Origin of the sequence: Stenotrophomonas sp. Sm2128, from assembly GCF_030985535.1 — a bacterium.
Classification (GTDB): Bacteria; Pseudomonadota; Gammaproteobacteria; order Xanthomonadales; family Xanthomonadaceae; genus Stenotrophomonas; species Stenotrophomonas maltophilia.
On the sequence record NZ_JAPTFQ010000041.1, the window covers coordinates 26,056 to 41,435 of the forward strand.

Sequence of the window (15,380 nt, forward strand, 5' to 3'; positions counted from 1 at the left end):
CCGCATGGTGATGTGTACATCAATTCGTACTCACCCGGCCGGCACACGAGGACGATGATAGTGAGGTCGAAGGCAGTGCCGACGCGCTGCCATTCTCCACTGACTTTCGAGCACACAGGAGCGACGCCATGAGCACCCAGTCCACCATCGAACATCGCCTCAACGACCTGATCGAGATCGCCCGTGACGGCAAGTCCTTCTATGAGGAAGCCGCAACGAAGGTAAAGGATGCCGAACTGTCGGCACTGTTCACCCGTATCGCCGGGGTCAAGGCGCGGATCGTCGCGGCGCTGAGTGGTTCGGTCGCCGCCAGCGGCGGCAAGCCGGCCGAGCACGGCACCATGGTCGGTTCGATGCAGCAGTTCTACGGCAAGGTGCGCGCCGCGTTTGGTGATACCAACTACGGCTACGTGGCCGAACTGGAAGAATCCGAAGACCGCCTGCTGGGCGCGTTCAAGGATGTGCTGCAGGACAACGATCTGCCGCCCGCGGTGCGCCAGGAAGTGACCCAGCTGCTGCCGGATGTGCAGGAGTGCCACAACGTCATGCGGGCACGCAAGCACGCCATGAAGGCCGCCTGACGTCCCGCGCCGGGCGGCCGATCGCGGCCGTCGAGCCCCGTAGGCGCGTCATGGCCCGGGAACCTTCGCAGCCCGGCAGGGCTGCGAAGGACCGGGCGTCCGGCCCCGTTTCCATGGTTATACTTGGCCGAGTCCAGGGAACAGGCGCGGCATGACGAAGGGGGCTTCGTCCAGCATCAACGTCAATCGCCAACCGGATGCAGTCGCGTCCGGTTTTGTGCGTGTGCGCGGTTTGCTGTGATGTGCGCTTCGCCGGTCTTTCCGTTGCCTGGTCCTGGTTGTCCCATCGCCATCCATTGCGAACAGGCCCACTGACGATGCGTCGAGTCAATGCACTTTCCGCGATGATGTTGCTGGGCACGGTTGTGGGAAGTGCGGGGGCGCAGTCCTACAGCAAGACCAACGTCATCACCTATCACGATGATCTGTCGAAGTGGGTGCTTGGCCAGGTCCGGACGTCGGTCAACCAGGACACGGGCCGGACCGAGTCCCAGGTGGATTATGACCCGGCCACCGCGAAGCCCCAGCGGATCCATGCCTTCGGCCAGCTCCAGCAGACCATTCACTACAACAGCGACGGTACCGTTCGCGCCGTGGTGGACCGGCGTGGCAATACCGTGAGCCTGTCCGGCTGGAAGCGCGGCATCCCCGGGAACATCCAGTATGCGGATGGTTCGACCCAGTCTGCCGGCGTGGATGACAATGGCTGGATACGCTGGATCACCGATGGCCGGGGCAACACCACGCGTTACGACTACGACGCGATGGGGCGCATGTCGCTGGTCGACTACCCCGACGGCGATACGGTGGACTGGGCGTCCACCACGACACAGTTTGCCCAGGTGGGCGGCGCCGAGTACGGCATCCCTGCCGGTCATTGGCGGCAGACGGTCAGCACCGGCAATGCGCGCAAGGTCACCTACTACGATGCGCTGTGGCGCCCATTGCTGGTGCGCGAGTACGACGCGGGCAATGAAGCCGGCACGCAGCGGGCCTCGGTGACCGCCTATGACACGGAGGGGCGGGTCACCTTCCAGTCCTATCCTGTCGCGGGGGTCGGTACGGTCCAGGACGCCGGAACTGGCGTCCGTACGACGTACGACGCACTTGGGCGGGTGGTCCAGGTCAGCCAGGATTCCGAGATTGGCGCGCTGGTCAGCACAACCGAGTACCTGCCGGGGCGGCGCGTGCGCACGACCAATGCCAGGGGTATCCCGACCGTCGTGATCTACACCGGTGCAGATGCCGCGAAGCTTGACTGGCCGGTACGTATCGAACTGGCAGAGGGAGCCGTGCTGGATATCCCGCGGGACGTCTTCGGCAAGCCGACGTCGATCACCCGCAGGGCCAGCAATGGCTCGGTGACGTCGACCCGGCGCTATGTCTACGATGTGGCGCAGCGGTTGTGCAAGACGATCGAACCGGAAACCGGCGCCACCGTATTTGACTACGACGCCGCATCGAACCCGGTCGGAAGCGCGCAGGGGTTGGACCTGTCCGATGCAGGCAACTGCAACCAGGACATTGCCGCGGCAAGCGGGCGCCGAGTGGTGCGTTCCTATGACGCACGCAACCGGCTCGCATCACTGCAGTTCCCCGACGGCAATGGCAACCAGCGCTGGAGCTACTGGCCCGATGGCCTGGTCAAGCAGGTCACCACGTTGAACGCCGGGGTGGAGACGCACAACAGCTATGCGTACAACCGTCGCGGGCTGCTCATCGGTGAGGTGCAGAGCCCCACCGATGGCGAAGCGCTGGCGATGGGGTATGCCTACGACGCACTGGGCAACCTGTCCGCGCATCGCTATCCCTCCGGCAACGTGGTCGCGTATGCGCCCAACGCACTGGGACAGGCCGGGCAGGCGGGCTCCTACGCCGCTGGCGTGGTCTATTACCCCAACGGGGCGATTCGTCAGTTCACCTATGGCAACGGCATTGTCCACTCGATGGTGCAGAACGCGCGCCAGTTGCCGGATGAAAGCCAGGACACCCTTGGCGCAACCCGGATCCTCAGCGACGGCTACGACTACGATGCGGTCGGCAATGTGATGGCAATCACTGACGGTGCCACGGGCCGCAACCAGCGTGGCAACCGCAATCTGGGCTATGACGCGCTGGATCGGCTCGTTTCGGCTTCCTCGCCCATGTTCGGCTCGGCGAGCTACAGCTATGACGCGTTGGACAACCTCACGCGGGTGACGATTCTCGACCGTGACCATCACTACTGCTATGACAACGCATGGCGCTTGACCAACGTCAAGGTCAACGGTTGCGGAGGGTCAACCGTGGTCGGCCTGGCCTACGATGCGCAGGGCAATCTGCGGGCGAAGAACGGACAGCCGTTCGCCTTCGACTTCGGCAACCGGCTGCGTGCGGCGGCAGGTTCCGAGAGCTACCGTTACGACGCTGACGGTCGCCGCACACAGACAGATTCATCGTTCGGACGGATCACCTCGATGTACGACCACGCCGGCGTCCTCCGCTACCAGGCGAGCGAGCGCGAGGACAAACGGACCGATTACATCACCCTGGGCGGAAGCCTGGTCGCCAAGGCAGTGGTGCCGATGCGGCGTTCGCCGGCCGCGAAGGACTTCGTTGGGTGGTCGCCTGTGGCCTCTGCCGTCCGCTACGTCGTCGAGGAAAGCGTGGACGGGGTGACCTGGACCACGGTCTACGAAGGCAACGCCGCGAACTGGACGTCTGCCGCACGCCCTGCCACCAGCTATGCGTATCGCGTGCTTGCCTGTGGCGCCACGGGGAGCTGCACGCCGGTGTCCGATGTCTCGCATGTCCAGCGTCCGCAGGGTGACATCGTGCCCCTGCTGTACCAGCTGCTGCTGGGCTGAGCGTAGCGGGCTGCACCGGCCGCAGCGCGCCGTCAACCGGTTGTTCATGACAGGGGAAGGAAGAACATGGCTGGAGTACGTGCTGTATCGCGCCCGTGTGGCGCCATCGGCGGCAAGGTCCTGCTGGCGCTGGTGGCAGTGCTGGGAACTGGCCTGGCCTCAACGGCAAATGCTGAGCCTTACAATCTGGAAGGCCATCGGATCGTATCCGTCGCAACGGGCTGGGGCGGGGAAGGGTTCTACCTGGTGACGCAAGGTGTGCTTCCAGCGGGCTCGGATTGTGGGGGTGGCAATCGCTTCATTCTCCTCAATGATCATCCGATGCAGAGGGAGATGGTTTCGATGCTGCTCATCGCCTGGCAGAACAAGCTGCGTGTCGGGTTGCGTGTCGACGGCTGCACCTCCGGGGTAATGCAGTTGAGGGCCGTGACGCTGCCTGATGTCTGAATCCACAGGGGAACTACATGATGATGAATGACGCGACGCCGCGCTTCCGCAGGAGATTGGGAGCGGGGTTGGCCTTGACGTTGGCCTTGTGCCTGTCTGCACCACTGAAGGCGGAGCCAACCAGCGATCAGATGACGATTCTGTCGCTGCGGCCGTACATGGACGGCCCGGCGGGAATTGTGTACGTGCATGTTTCGAGTACGGCCTTCTGCAATACCGATACCTTTGCAATCGACATGTCCCGGCCGGGTGCCAAGGAAGCGTACGCGGCGGCGTTGGCAGCGCTGACATCGGGGAAGAATGTCCGGCTCGAGGCGTTCAACTCCACCGGGTGCAATGGCTGGGCGACCCGGCTCCAGTCGATCTTCATTCACGCGTAACGCTCCACGGATGGATCCAGGACGCGATGATCCTGGGGTATCGCGCATGGCCCTGGGGCGTGGATAAAAAAGGGGCGGCCCTGAGGCCGCCCCAAACCGTCAGGAGAACACGCGTCTAGAAGCGAACCGACCAGCGCATGTTGGCGCTGTGGTCGCGGCTTTCACTGCCGTACTGGCCGCTGTAACCCAGCTCCAGCTGCTGGCGCGGGGTCAGCCAGGCCGACAGCCCCAGCTCGGCCACAACGGCGCTGTCGGCAATCGGGGCGCCTTCGACCGCGAAGGTGGTGGTGCTGTTGGCGAATGCGAGGTCGGCCAGCTGGCGGCGGTCACCCGAGGCACGGCGGTAGCCCACGCCCCCACGCAGGTGCAGCCAGCTGTCCTGCTGGAACGATGCCTTCAGGCCCTTGTCGAAGCGCAGGCCAGCGGTGGCGATCGTGGTGCCGGTGTCGTCCACCTTGCCGTGCAGGGCGGCTGCACCACCGCGCTCGTTGATCTGCTTCAGGTCCACCTCCACGCGCGCGACCTGCAGGTAGGGTTCCAGCCCGGCCTCCGGGCCACCAAAGCGGTAGCCGGCTTCGATGAAGGCCTGGCGGGTATGCGCGTTGTAGCGGGCGCTCAGGCTGTCGCTGAACCCTGCGAAGTCGACATCGCGGGTGCTCTTCACCTTGTGCTTGCTCCAGGCGACGCCGCCACGCAGGCCGAGGCCGCCCCAGTTGTGACTGGCATATGCACCGAAGTGGGTGTTGTCGATCTTCGACTTGGCACGAAGCGCCTGCTGCTTGACGTCGGTGCGGCCGGTGCCAGCCAGCACGCCGACCTGCCAGCCAGAGAACTCGTGGTCGATACCGGCCAGCAGGCCGTTGCTGTTGGCTTCGGTGCGGGCGGTATTGCTGTTGCCGTCCAGCCTGCTGTTGCCGCCCAGAGCCTGCACCCAGGCGCCGGTGGCGTCGCCCGCATCGGCGCCTGGCGCGACTGCACCTGCACGGCGGGACAGCGCGGCATCGCGTACGTAGCGGCTGCCTTCCACCAGTGTGAGCGGCGTGGCTGCGTGCAGTTCGCCGCTGAGGCCGTCGAGCACGCCGCCGACCTGCTGCGGGAACAGCTGGGTCAGCGGCTTGGGCAGGCCCTGGTTGATTGCCAGCAGGTCCGCCGCGGCGGCCACCGCGCGCTGGTTCGGGGTGGTGGCGGCGCTGGCCAGCGAGGCACCGCGTGCCACGTCGATGCGGGTGCCATTGGCCTCGTAGGCGAGGCTGAACTGCAGGAACGGCGAGAACGCGCTGAAGTCGGTTTTCGCGAACTGGCCGTTGATGCCACCGTCGGCGCGGATGAAGTTGAACTGCTCGCCGAGATAGTAGATGCCTGGTTCCGGCAACGCGACCAGCGTGCCGCCGAGGGTGGCGGTACCGGTCACGTGCAACTGGTCGCTGCGCCCGCCAGGCGCGAGTTCGGCGGCGTAGACGCCGGTCGCGCCCTGCACGTAGTCGCCGTTGATGGTCAGCGTGCCGATCGAATTGCCAGGCGCGATGGTGCCGTCCACTCGGGTGCTGCCCAACGTGCCGATACCCTTCAGCAGGCCGTTGCTGCCGACCGTGGTGGTGCCGCCGGTCTGCATGCCATTGAAGGACACCACGCCGCCATTGACGGTCAGGTTCCCGTCCTTCAGAACGCCGCTGGCGCTGACCGTGCTGACGCCACCGGTGGTGGTGAGTGCGGTGGAGACCAGGCTGCCGTTGAGCAGGAACCGGCCGCCTTGCACATCGACTGCCGAGGTGAGGGTGTTGCTGCCGTTCAACTCCAGCGTGCCCTCGCGCAGCACCGCGCCGTTGAAGCTGTTGTCGCCGCTCAGGCGCAGCCAACCGATGCCGGATTTGGTCAGCGTGCCGGGGCCGCCGATGTCATTGGTCCAGTCGTCCCAGGCATCGCCTTCCCACACCTTCAGGCCGCCGGCCCTCTGGTTCATCACCACGTTGGTATCCACGCGCAGCGAGCCATAGCCCTCGATGGCCCTGCGCAGGTCAACCATGCCCCAGCCGTAGATCGGGTCGATGCCTGCCGCACCGAGATCGCGCGCGGTGGTCAGCAGAACGTCGCGCACCTGGGCGTTGTCCAGGTAGGGGAAGCGCTCCATCAACAGGCCGAGTGCGCCGGTGATATGGGGGGCGGCCATGGACGTGCCGGTCTTCAGGCCGTAGTCGTACGTGGGATTCTGGCTGTCGATGAGAAGACGGACGTAGTCTGCGGTCTTCTCCAGCCGTCCCTGGATGTCACCGGAAACGATGGTGCTGAGGATTGCCGTGCCGGGTGCGGAAATGCACCAGTTGGCGGCAGCGCCACAGATGCTCGAGCCTGCGTTGATCACGTAGTCGGTTTCACCATTGGCTGTATTGGGCTGGCGAACGTTGGCGACGGCCAGCCAGTAGGGCTCGATCTCCGGCTTCCAGCGCGGCAGGGCCGCGGTGATACCGGCGACGGCGCCGCTGCCATTGCCGGCCGACCAGACCTGGATCAACTGCGAAGCGGGGGCGTTCGCACTGTCCTTGTAGATGCTTCCGTATACGTCGTAGCCGGCACCGATGCGTGCGTACTGGGCATCCAGTGCGGCCACGGTCATGTTCCGGGTGGAGATGCCCCAGCTGTGATTGATGGCACGCACGCCTTGTGCCTGCAGCTGCGCGTACATGTCCAGCCTTGCGGCACCATCGGGATCCGTCCGTTCCACGGCTTCAGGCAGGTAGCCTCCGCTCGCCTGGCGCCTCCATTCGTAGTAAGTGTCACCAAATACACGGGCGGTCGTCAGATCGGCACCGAAGGCGACGCCGTGCATCCCCGTGCCATTGCGGTTGGCGCCAATGGTTCCGAGGACATGCGTGCCGTGATCGGCATAGCGGAAACCCCATTCACGGCCTGCGGCAATGATGTTGGCCTGCAGGGAAGCAGGCACGCCCGCGCCGAGCGTGTAGTAGTTGATACCCGGTTGATCACCCTGTGTCTGGCTGCACGCGCCGGTACCGCCGACGGTTCCCGGTGACGCACAGTTCGGGCCGATGGTGATGCTGGAGGTGTTGCGGCCGGCGAATTCGGGGTGAGCCAGTGCCGAGCCGGTGTCGAACAGCGCCAGGCGCACGCCCTTGCCGGTCAGGCCGCGGGCATACGCGTGGTCGGCCCCCATCGCACCCAGGCCCCAGTCGGCGTTGAATTCATCGCTGCGCCAGCTGGCGGCATCGCCCGGATTGCCGAGCAGGGCGGTGGCGGTTGCCGCGGGCGTGGCGGCCGTCGATGCTGCAGGCGCGTTGACGGCAGGCTGTGCCCACGCCGCCTGCAGCTGGCGCTGTTGCTGCCATGCGTCGAGCGCCACGCCGGCCATGGCGGGCGCGGCAGCGGCAAGCAACAGAGAGCTGGACACGGCCAGCGCGAGGCGGCTGTGCAGCGGGGAGCGGGAGTGGGACGAACGGCCATGCAGCGGGTGATTCATCGGGCAACTTCCTTGGTGGACGGGCAACAAGGCCGTTAACGCCAATCCGTGGCGACATCCCCCATGCATGTGAAAGGAGAATTGTGAACAGGTTAAGTGTGCGTGACAGTGGGCTTCACTTCGTCTCCCCGTGTCCTCGCTAACGTGGGCCGGCCTGGGCTCACCAGGCTTATCAAGGAGTGATGGCGATGCGTGTTGTCAGGAAGGTGATCGCAGTGGCGGTATTCGCGTTGGCGTGTACCGGTTCGGTGGCAGTGGCAGGGCCGGTCGAGCCCTGCGACCAGCCGTGCTGGCGGGCTTATCAGATGTGCCTGGCCAGTGGCACCGATGCCGGTGAATGCCAGCAGGCGTACAACACCTGCGTGGTCGATCTGTGCATGGGCGTGTGAGTCGCGCCGTTTGAGCCGTACGCGGAGCCCCGTCATCGACGGGGCTCTTCTGTTCCAGCGATCGCCTCAGATGGCGATGCGGGCATCTGGCCTGAGCCCGCTTGCGGGCCATGCATGCAGCGGCGACGATGGGAAATCGCACCGGAGCCGCTGCACATGGCCGTCAAACGCATTGTCGCCAACATCGCCACGCCCGACCCGGCGCGTGCCGCAGCGTTCTATGGCGGGCTGCTGGGCATGCCGGTGGTGATGGATCATGGCTGGATCGTCACCCATGGCGGGCAGGGCAGTGCGCTGGCGCAGGTGAGCTTTGCCAGCGAAGGGGGTTCCGGCACCGCGGTGCCCGATCTGTCGATCGAAGTGGACGACCTGCAGCAGGTGCTGGAGCGCATGCACGCGGCCGGCATCCCGCTGGAGTATGGCCCTGCCGACGAGCCTTGGGGAGTGCGTCGTTTCTTCGTCCGCGACCCGTTCGGGCGGCTGTTGAACATTCTCGCCCACACCTGAGCGGGAAGCGTTCCTTCAGCGGCGTCTGCCGCTGCGCGTCGGCGCTGCCGGAACGCCGACCATGCGCAGGCAATCCGCTTCCACAGCGGCGATGAAGGCATCGGCATCCTGTGCGGGTGTGGCGATCAGGTCGTCGGTGGCCCCGTGCACGCCGGCATAGATCAACGAGGCGGTGACCTGTGGAGCAGGCAGCTGCCACAGTCCGGCTGCGTTGCCCGCTTCGAGGATGCCCAGCAGCTGCTGCTGGATCGCATTGCGCTCGGCATTGCCCCGCTGGTGGTGGTGATGGTTGGCGTACACCACGTCATGCAACGCGTGGGTGCGCGCGTAGATCTCGATGTTGGCGCGGATCCAGGCGCGCAGGCGCGCTGCGCCATCACCGGCAGGGTGTTGCTGCACTGCCTGCTCGACTTCGTCCATGAACTGCCGCGTGTAGCGCTGCGCCAGCGCCTGCAGGATCTCGGTGCGGGAGGCGAAATAGGTATAGAAAGTGCCCTTGGCCACGTCGGCCGCGGCGACGATGTCGCTGATGGTGGTGGCGTCCACACCCTGCGAAAGGAACAACGCCTGCGCGGCGTCCATCAGTTCCTCCTGGCGGGTTTCGGCGGGCTTGGTGCGAGGCCTGGCGACAGCTGGGGTCTGCATGGTGGGCGGTATCCGGGTGTGACGGACGCCATTCTAGCTGCCCCTTCGCATTGACTGACCGCTGGTCATTGACCGACGGTCAGTCAGTCGATAGCATGCGCGCACATCCTCCCCCCGGATCCACGCATGAGACGCCTCCAACGGCCCGCCCTGGTGCTGGCGGCCTACCTCGGTACATTCCTCGCTTCGCTGGACATCAGCATCGTCAACGTGGCCCTGCCAACCCTGCAGCAGGCGCTGCAGACCGACATGGCGGGCCTGCAATGGGTGATCAACGCCTATGCGATCGCACTGTCGGCGCTGATGCTGTCGGCCGGTCCGTTGGGGGATCGCTATAGTCATCGGCGAATGTGGTTGCTGAGCGTCGCCACCTTCACCATGGGCTCGCTGCTGTGCGCCTGCGCCAAGGACCTTTCGACCCTGGTCGCCGGGCGCGCGGTGCAGGGCGTGGCAGGTGCGCTGTTGATTCCCAGTGCGATGCCGATCCTGAGTCACGCATTTCCCGATCCGGGCCAGCGTGCACGCGTGATCGGTGGCTGGTCCGCTTTCAGCGCGCTGGCCCTGGTGCTCGGCCCGTTGCTCGGCGGTGCGCTGGTGCAGCGGGCCGGCTGGCCCAGCATCTTCCTGATCAACCTGCCTTTGGGGCTGCTGGCGTTTGTGCTTGGCGCCTGGGGCATCGCCGAGCGACGGCACCCGCAGCACGCCGCGCTGGATCCGGCCGGGCAGCTGCTCAGTATCGGCGCGCTGGGCGCACTGTGCTATGGCCTGATCGCGATCGGCGAGCAGGGCCTGCTGGCCCCGGTGACGCTTCTGGCGCTGGGCGCCGCAACTGCGGGGCTGATCCTGTTCGGCATCGTCGAGCGGCGGGTGGCACGGCCACTGCTGCCGCTGGACCTGTTTGCCGACGGTCGCTTCCGCATGCTCAACCTGGCCTCGTTCGTGCTGGGCTTCACCGCCTATGCGAGCCTGTTCTTCCTGTCGCTGTTCTTCCAGCAGGCACAGGGGCACAGCGCCGCGCTGGCAGGCTCGCAGCTGGCTCCCCAGTTCCTGTTGATGGGTGTTGTCTCGCTGTTGTTCGGGCGCCTGGTTGCCCGCCTCGGGCTGCATGCCGCGCTGGTGCTGGGCTACGTCCTGGCCGGTGTGGCGCTGTGCGCAATGGCCACGTTCGAACCGGCTACTTCGCGCGCTTATGCCACTGCCGTGCTGATGCTGCTTGGCATTGGAATGGGGCTGGCGGTGCCGGCGACCGGCATGGCGATCATGGCCAACGCACCTGCCGAACGCGCAGGTATCGCGTCAGCCACGATGAACGCGCTGCGCCAGGCAGGCATGAGCCTGGGCATCGCGCTGATGGGCAGCCTGATGGGCCAGCGTGCCGTACAGCAGTTCGCCGCCTGCGCACAGGCCGCAGGGCAGCAGCGGCTTGTTGCGCAGGCGCGTGAACTGATCCTGCACCCGGGCTCGATGCACGCCACGCCGCAGGTGCTGACCTGGTACCGCAGTGCGATGGCCAGCGGGTTCGGTTGGGCGATGGCGGTGGCGGGTGCGCTGGCCCTGCTTGCGGCGCTTGGGCTGCATCGGCAGCGTGCATCGGCTTGACGCGCAGCATTCAGCCCTGCTGGCGTTGCGGGTCCTCTGCCGTGCGTTCGATCGCCTGAGGCTGTTGTTGCTGCTGGCGCGCGTTGGCGTGGCGTGCGTGTCCACCTTCGCGTCCGATCGTGGCCATGTGCTGGCGGTCGCGGCTGATCGCTTCGCCGCCCTTGCGGCCTGCGACACGTGCTTCGGCCGGACTGAATTCGTGCGCATTGCCGGAGGCATGTGCCGCGCGCCCGCCCTTGGCGGCGATCGCGCGCTGTTTGTCCTGGTCCATCGAGGCGAAGCCCCGGTTGGAGCTGCGCGGGTTCTGCTCAGTCATGTGAAATCTCCTGCAGTGTGGACGCCGCCTTCGTGGGCGACGGCGTCCATGCTTGGCCATCGCACGCTAAGTCCAGGTCGCCATCTTCGCCCCGGTTTTCACGCGCCCTGCGCACGGGGATGATCACGCAGCCGGCCCGGCGGCCGCATTCGTCGCGTATTCACTGCCGGCCCTCGGATGCGCGGCAAGGCCGGCGGCCGCAGTGGCGGTGCCGCACATATGTTCGATGATCCTGTGCTGCTGCCCGATGGCTATCAGATAAACGTTCCGGACCGGCAACCGATCAGACTGCGCACCGGTGGAAACTGCGAACGGACCGGTGTCGCGCCCCACGCGGCAGGCGGCGACGATCCACTCTCCATCGCGCGTCAACTGCTGGCTCCGCCGAAGTCGTCAAGATGAACGCACAGTTGCGTGGTCGTCCTATCGCAGATGTTCCGCTGCATGCCTAGAATCGAAGCATCCCGGTAGTTCCCGGGCGCTTCGAGTGAATGGACTCAATGAAGATTCTGTTGACCGGCAGTTCCGGGCGGATCGGGCGCGCGATCTTCGGCGCGCTGGCGGCTGCCCATGAAGTGGTGGGTCTGGACCGCAGTCCGTTTGCCACCACGCGCATCATTGCCGATGTCACCGATCATCAAGCCGTCGTGCGCGCGGTGCAGGGCGTCGACGCGGTCATCCATACCGCGGCCCTGCATGCGCCACACGTCGGCCTGGTACCGGACGCGGTGTTCCAGCAGATCAACGTGGACGCGACCGCGCACCTGCTGCAGGCGGCGCGCGAGGCAGGCGCACGGCGGTTCGTGTTGACCAGTACCACCGCGCTGTACGGCCACGCGGTGGTGGTAGGGGGATGCCGCTGGATCGATGAGGATACCGAGCCGCTGCCGCGAACGATCTACCACCGCAGCAAGCTGCAGGCCGAGGCCCTGGCTGAAGCTGCCGCCGCACCGGACTTCGGGGTGCGCGTGCTGCGGATGGGGCGCTGCTTCCCGGAACCGCCGGAACGGATGGCGATGTTCCGGTTGCATCGTGGGATCGACGCCCGTGACGTGGCCAGTGCCCATGCCGCGCTGCTGCTGGATGAGGGGCCGGCCTTCGCCCGCTACATCGCCTGCGCCGCAACCCCGTTCCGTCGCGAGGATTGCCTGGAACTGGCCACCCAGCCGCGCAATGTACTGGCCCGGCGCGTACCGCAGCTGCTGGCAGAGTTCGAGCGCCGCGGCTGGCCGTTGCCGCTGAGCGTCGACCGTGTCTACGACAGCGCCCGCATCCGCAGGGAGCTGGGGTGGCAGCCGCGTTTCGGGCCGGACGCCGTGCTGCAGCAGTACGCCGCAGGCAGCATCGAGGTGTTGCCACGCGCGGAGTGGATCAAGGATCGGGTGGCCGAATAGGGGACGCGGGGACGGATCCCTCCCCCGTCCCTGAGTGGATTCAGGAATGTGTAGGCCGGTCGCCTCAACCTCGTTGGCAGGCGGCCGCTAACCCGGTGCGCTTCCTGCGCCGGGCGGGTCCCGGCGGCCGGTGGCCTGCGCGACGGATCGCGCGCCTGCGCGGTGCCCTCCCGGTGCCGGTCGTCCTGAACTGCCTTGCGGACCCCTCCATGCCTTCTTCCCGTTCCGCCGCTGCCCGCCGCCCGGGCAGCATCGCCCACAAGCTGATGCTGGGCACCGCCGTCATCGCGCTGCTGTGCTTCGGCCTGACGGCGTTCCTGATCTATCGCCAGGCCAGTGCCAGCCTGATCGATGCCTCGCGCCAGACCATGACCAGCGAGGCCAACGCCGAAGCGCGCCAGGTCGCCGCCGACCTGGGCACGGCGTTCGCCAGCAACGATGCCATGGTCGAAGCCGTGCTCGCCCAGCGTGCGCGGGGTGACGTGCCCGATCGCGCCAGCCTGGCTGCCGTGCTGGGCGAGCAGCTGCGCACCCACCCGGAGTGGCTGGGCAAGAGCACCATGTGGGAGGCCGATGCCTTCGATGGCAAGGATGCCGAGTTCGCCAATACCGCGATGCACGATGCCAGCGGCCGCTACATGAGCTACTGGGCCTGGCATGACGGCAAGCCGCAGCAGTCGACCATGACCGACTACACCGAAGCCGCCGACGGCTCGGCCGACTGGTACGTGGTACCCAGCCGCGACAAGCTGCCCAAGGTCAGCGAGCCCTATGCCTACGACATCGCCGGCCAGCAGGTGCTGATGAGCACGTTGAGCTCGCCGATCGTCGAAAACGGTACCTTCCTCGGCGTGTTCACCGTCGACTTCTCGCTGGCGGCGCTGCAGAAGCACCTGGCGACGCTGACGCCGATGGGCGCAGGCCGCGTCGAGCTGCTTTCGCCCAACGGCGTGGTGCTGGCCTCGGCGAATGCCGCCGAGATCGGCAAGCCGCGCAACGACGCATTGACCCGCAGCATGCTGGCCGACATCGCCGCCGACCGCCGGTTCGAAGCCTTCACGCCCGATGCAGCCGGCAACGTGCGCGTCTACGTGCCGCTACGCGTGGGCAATGCCCCGCAGCGCTTCGCGCTGGGCGTGGTGATGCCGCACGCGGTGATCGTGGCCGAGGCGCGCCAGCTGCTGTGGTTGACGCTGCTGGTGGGCGTGGTGGCCGCGTTGACGCTGAGTGCCGGCGTCTATGTGCTGCTGCGCCGCCTGGCGATCCGCCCGTTGGCCGAAGCGGTGCGGGTGGCGGGTGACGTCGCCGCAGGCAAGCTCGACAGCACCTTGCCTGCGCGCAGCAACGATGAAGTGGGCCGCCTGCTGGACGCGATGCAGGGCATGCGCGGGCAGCTGCAGGCGGTGATGGCGGCGCAGGCGGAAATGGCGCGCCGCCACGATGCTGGCGAGCTGAGCTACCGCATGGACGCCACTGCCTTCCCCGGCGAGTACGGCCGCATGGTGGCCGACAGCAACCAGCTGGTGGCTTCCAGCAATGCGGTCACCCAGCGCCTGGTCGAGGTGATGCAGCGTTACGCGGTGGGTGACCTCAGCGTGGACATGGAAGCGCTGCCGGGCGAGAAGGCGGTGTTCACCGCAGCGATGGCCACCACCAAGAGCAACCTGGCCGCGATCAACGAGCAGATCCAGCAGCTGGCCGCCGCCGCGGCGGCCGGCGACTTCGCTGTACGCGGTGATGCCCAGCGCTTCGACCACGATTTCCGCCGCATGGTGGAGACCCTCAACATCATGATGCAGGTCAGCGATCACAACCTGGCTGAGCTTTCGACGCTGCTTCGCGCGATTGCCGCCGGCGACCTCAGCGCACGCATGCGCGGCGATTTCCATGGCGTGTTCGCGGTGATGCGCGACGATGCCAACAGCACCGTGCAGCAGTTGACCCAGATCGTCGGCCAGATCCAGCAGTCGGCCGCCAGCATCCGCCTCGCGGCGGGTGAGATCGCTGCGGGCAACAGCGATCTCTCGCGTCGTACCGAGCAGCAGGCCGCCAACCTGGAAGAAACCGCCGCCTCGATGGAGGAGCTGACCTCCACCGTGCGCCAGAACGCCGACCACGCGCTGCAGGCCAATACCCTGGCAGGATCCGCCGCTGACGTTGCCAGCGAGGGCGGGGAAGTGGTCAACCAGGTGGTGCAGACCATGGAGCAGATCGAGGCCTCCTCGCAGCGCATCGCCGAGATCATTTCGGTGATCGACGGCATCGCCTTCCAGACCAACATCCTGGCGTTGAATGCGGCGGTGGAAGCGGCGCGGGCCGGTGAGCAGGGCCGCGGCTTCGCGGTGGTCGCCAGCGAAGTGCGCGCGCTGGCGCAACGCTCGGCGGGCGCAGCGAAGGAGATCAAGGAACTGATCGACGCATCCGTGGCGCAGGTCGGTGCCGGTGCGCAGCTGGTGCACGGTGCGGGCCGTACCATGCAGGCCATCGTCGGCCAGGTGGGGCGCGTCAACGAGATCATGGCCGAGATCTCGGCTGCGTCGCGCGAACAGTCCGCCGGCATCGAGCAGGTCAACCAGACCGTGGTGCAGATGGATGAGACCACCCAGCAGAATGCCGCGCTGGTGGAGGAAGCCAGCGCCGCGGCGCGGGCGATGGAGGAGCAGGCCGAGCAGCTGGCCGTGGCGGTCTCGCGCTTCCGCCTGCAGGCCGAACCGGAGGCCATGGCCCGCCGCGGTGCGTGCACGGTCCATCGCCACCGCCAGTTGCTGGCGTGCGAGCAGCTGTTGTGCCTGCACCACTTCAGG

Annotated in this window: 11 protein-coding genes and 2 pseudogenes; 10 read left to right on the forward strand and 3 right to left on the reverse strand. The window is 66.7% G+C overall.

All coding sequences use genetic code 11. The features are described 5' to 3' along the window. The first annotated feature begins 128 nt into the window (after nt 1-128). The 4 genes from O0K41_RS13005 (at nt 129) to O0K41_RS13020 (ending at nt 4,254) form a co-directional block, all read left to right on the forward strand. The gene (locus tag O0K41_RS13005; protein WP_005411167.1) at nt 129-581 is read left to right on the forward strand and encodes a PA2169 family four-helix-bundle protein; all 453 of its coding nucleotides are present in this window, start codon (nt 129-131) and stop codon (nt 579-581) included. Nucleotides 582-778: 197 nt separating this feature from the next. Next, nucleotides 779-3,427, forward strand: coding sequence for an RHS repeat protein (locus O0K41_RS13010; RefSeq protein WP_239522818.1), 2,649 nt, complete (start codon nt 779-781; stop codon nt 3,425-3,427). A gap of 66 nt (nt 3,428-3,493) precedes the next feature. Continuing rightward, nucleotides 3,494-3,874, forward strand: coding sequence for a hypothetical protein (locus O0K41_RS13015; protein WP_049450376.1), 381 nt, complete (start codon nt 3,494-3,496; stop codon nt 3,872-3,874). A 17-nt stretch (nt 3,875-3,891) separates the two neighbouring features. Further along, the gene (locus O0K41_RS13020; protein ID WP_049450378.1) at nt 3,892-4,254 is read left to right on the forward strand and encodes a hypothetical protein; all 363 of its coding nucleotides are present in this window, start codon (nt 3,892-3,894) and stop codon (nt 4,252-4,254) included. A gap of 115 nt (nt 4,255-4,369) precedes the next feature. On the opposite strand, the gene O0K41_RS13025 is transcribed toward O0K41_RS13020, so the two are convergent. Next, nucleotides 4,370-7,726, reverse strand: coding sequence for an autotransporter domain-containing protein (locus tag O0K41_RS13025; protein WP_164221774.1), 3,357 nt, complete (start codon nt 7,724-7,726; stop codon nt 4,370-4,372). Between the two features lie 188 nt (nt 7,727-7,914). Between O0K41_RS13025 and O0K41_RS13030 the strand changes: the two genes are divergently transcribed. Continuing rightward, nucleotides 7,915-8,115, forward strand: coding sequence for a hypothetical protein (locus tag O0K41_RS13030; protein ID WP_005411162.1), 201 nt, complete (start codon nt 7,915-7,917; stop codon nt 8,113-8,115). Between the two features lie 156 nt (nt 8,116-8,271). After that, a complete protein-coding gene (locus tag O0K41_RS13035; protein WP_005411161.1) occupies nt 8,272-8,622 on the forward strand; it encodes a VOC family protein in 351 nt (116 codons plus the stop codon). A 15-nt stretch (nt 8,623-8,637) separates the two neighbouring features. Here the strand turns inward: O0K41_RS13035 and O0K41_RS13040 are convergent, their stop codons facing one another. Continuing rightward, complete coding sequence (locus O0K41_RS13040) at nt 8,638-9,267, reverse strand: TetR/AcrR family transcriptional regulator (RefSeq protein ID WP_005414565.1); 630 nt, start codon at nt 9,265-9,267, stop codon at nt 8,638-8,640. A gap of 126 nt (nt 9,268-9,393) precedes the next feature. Between O0K41_RS13040 and O0K41_RS13045 the strand changes: the two genes are divergently transcribed. Next, entirely contained in the window at nt 9,394-10,866 is a 1,473-nt protein-coding gene (locus O0K41_RS13045) for an MFS transporter (protein ID WP_308304512.1), read from the forward strand. 10 nt (nt 10,867-10,876) lie between these two features. On the opposite strand, the gene O0K41_RS13050 is transcribed toward O0K41_RS13045, so the two are convergent. Beyond that, entirely contained in the window at nt 10,877-11,182 is a 306-nt protein-coding gene (locus O0K41_RS13050) for a KGG domain-containing protein (RefSeq protein WP_024957919.1), read from the reverse strand. 133 nt (nt 11,183-11,315) lie between these two features. Here O0K41_RS13050 and O0K41_RS13055 point away from each other — a divergent pair. The 3 genes and pseudogenes from O0K41_RS13055 to O0K41_RS13065 form a co-directional block, all read left to right on the forward strand. Next, nucleotides 11,316-11,584 (forward strand): annotated as a pseudogene (locus O0K41_RS13055) (peptidase S41); the annotation flags it as partial. A gap of 98 nt (nt 11,585-11,682) precedes the next feature. Continuing rightward, the gene (locus tag O0K41_RS13060; RefSeq protein WP_164221769.1) at nt 11,683-12,576 is read left to right on the forward strand and encodes an NAD(P)-dependent oxidoreductase; all 894 of its coding nucleotides are present in this window, start codon (nt 11,683-11,685) and stop codon (nt 12,574-12,576) included. 209 nt (nt 12,577-12,785) lie between these two features. Then, nucleotides 12,786-15,314, forward strand: a pseudogene (locus tag O0K41_RS13065) (methyl-accepting chemotaxis protein); the annotation flags it as partial. Between the last annotated feature and the right edge of the window lie 66 nt (nt 15,315-15,380).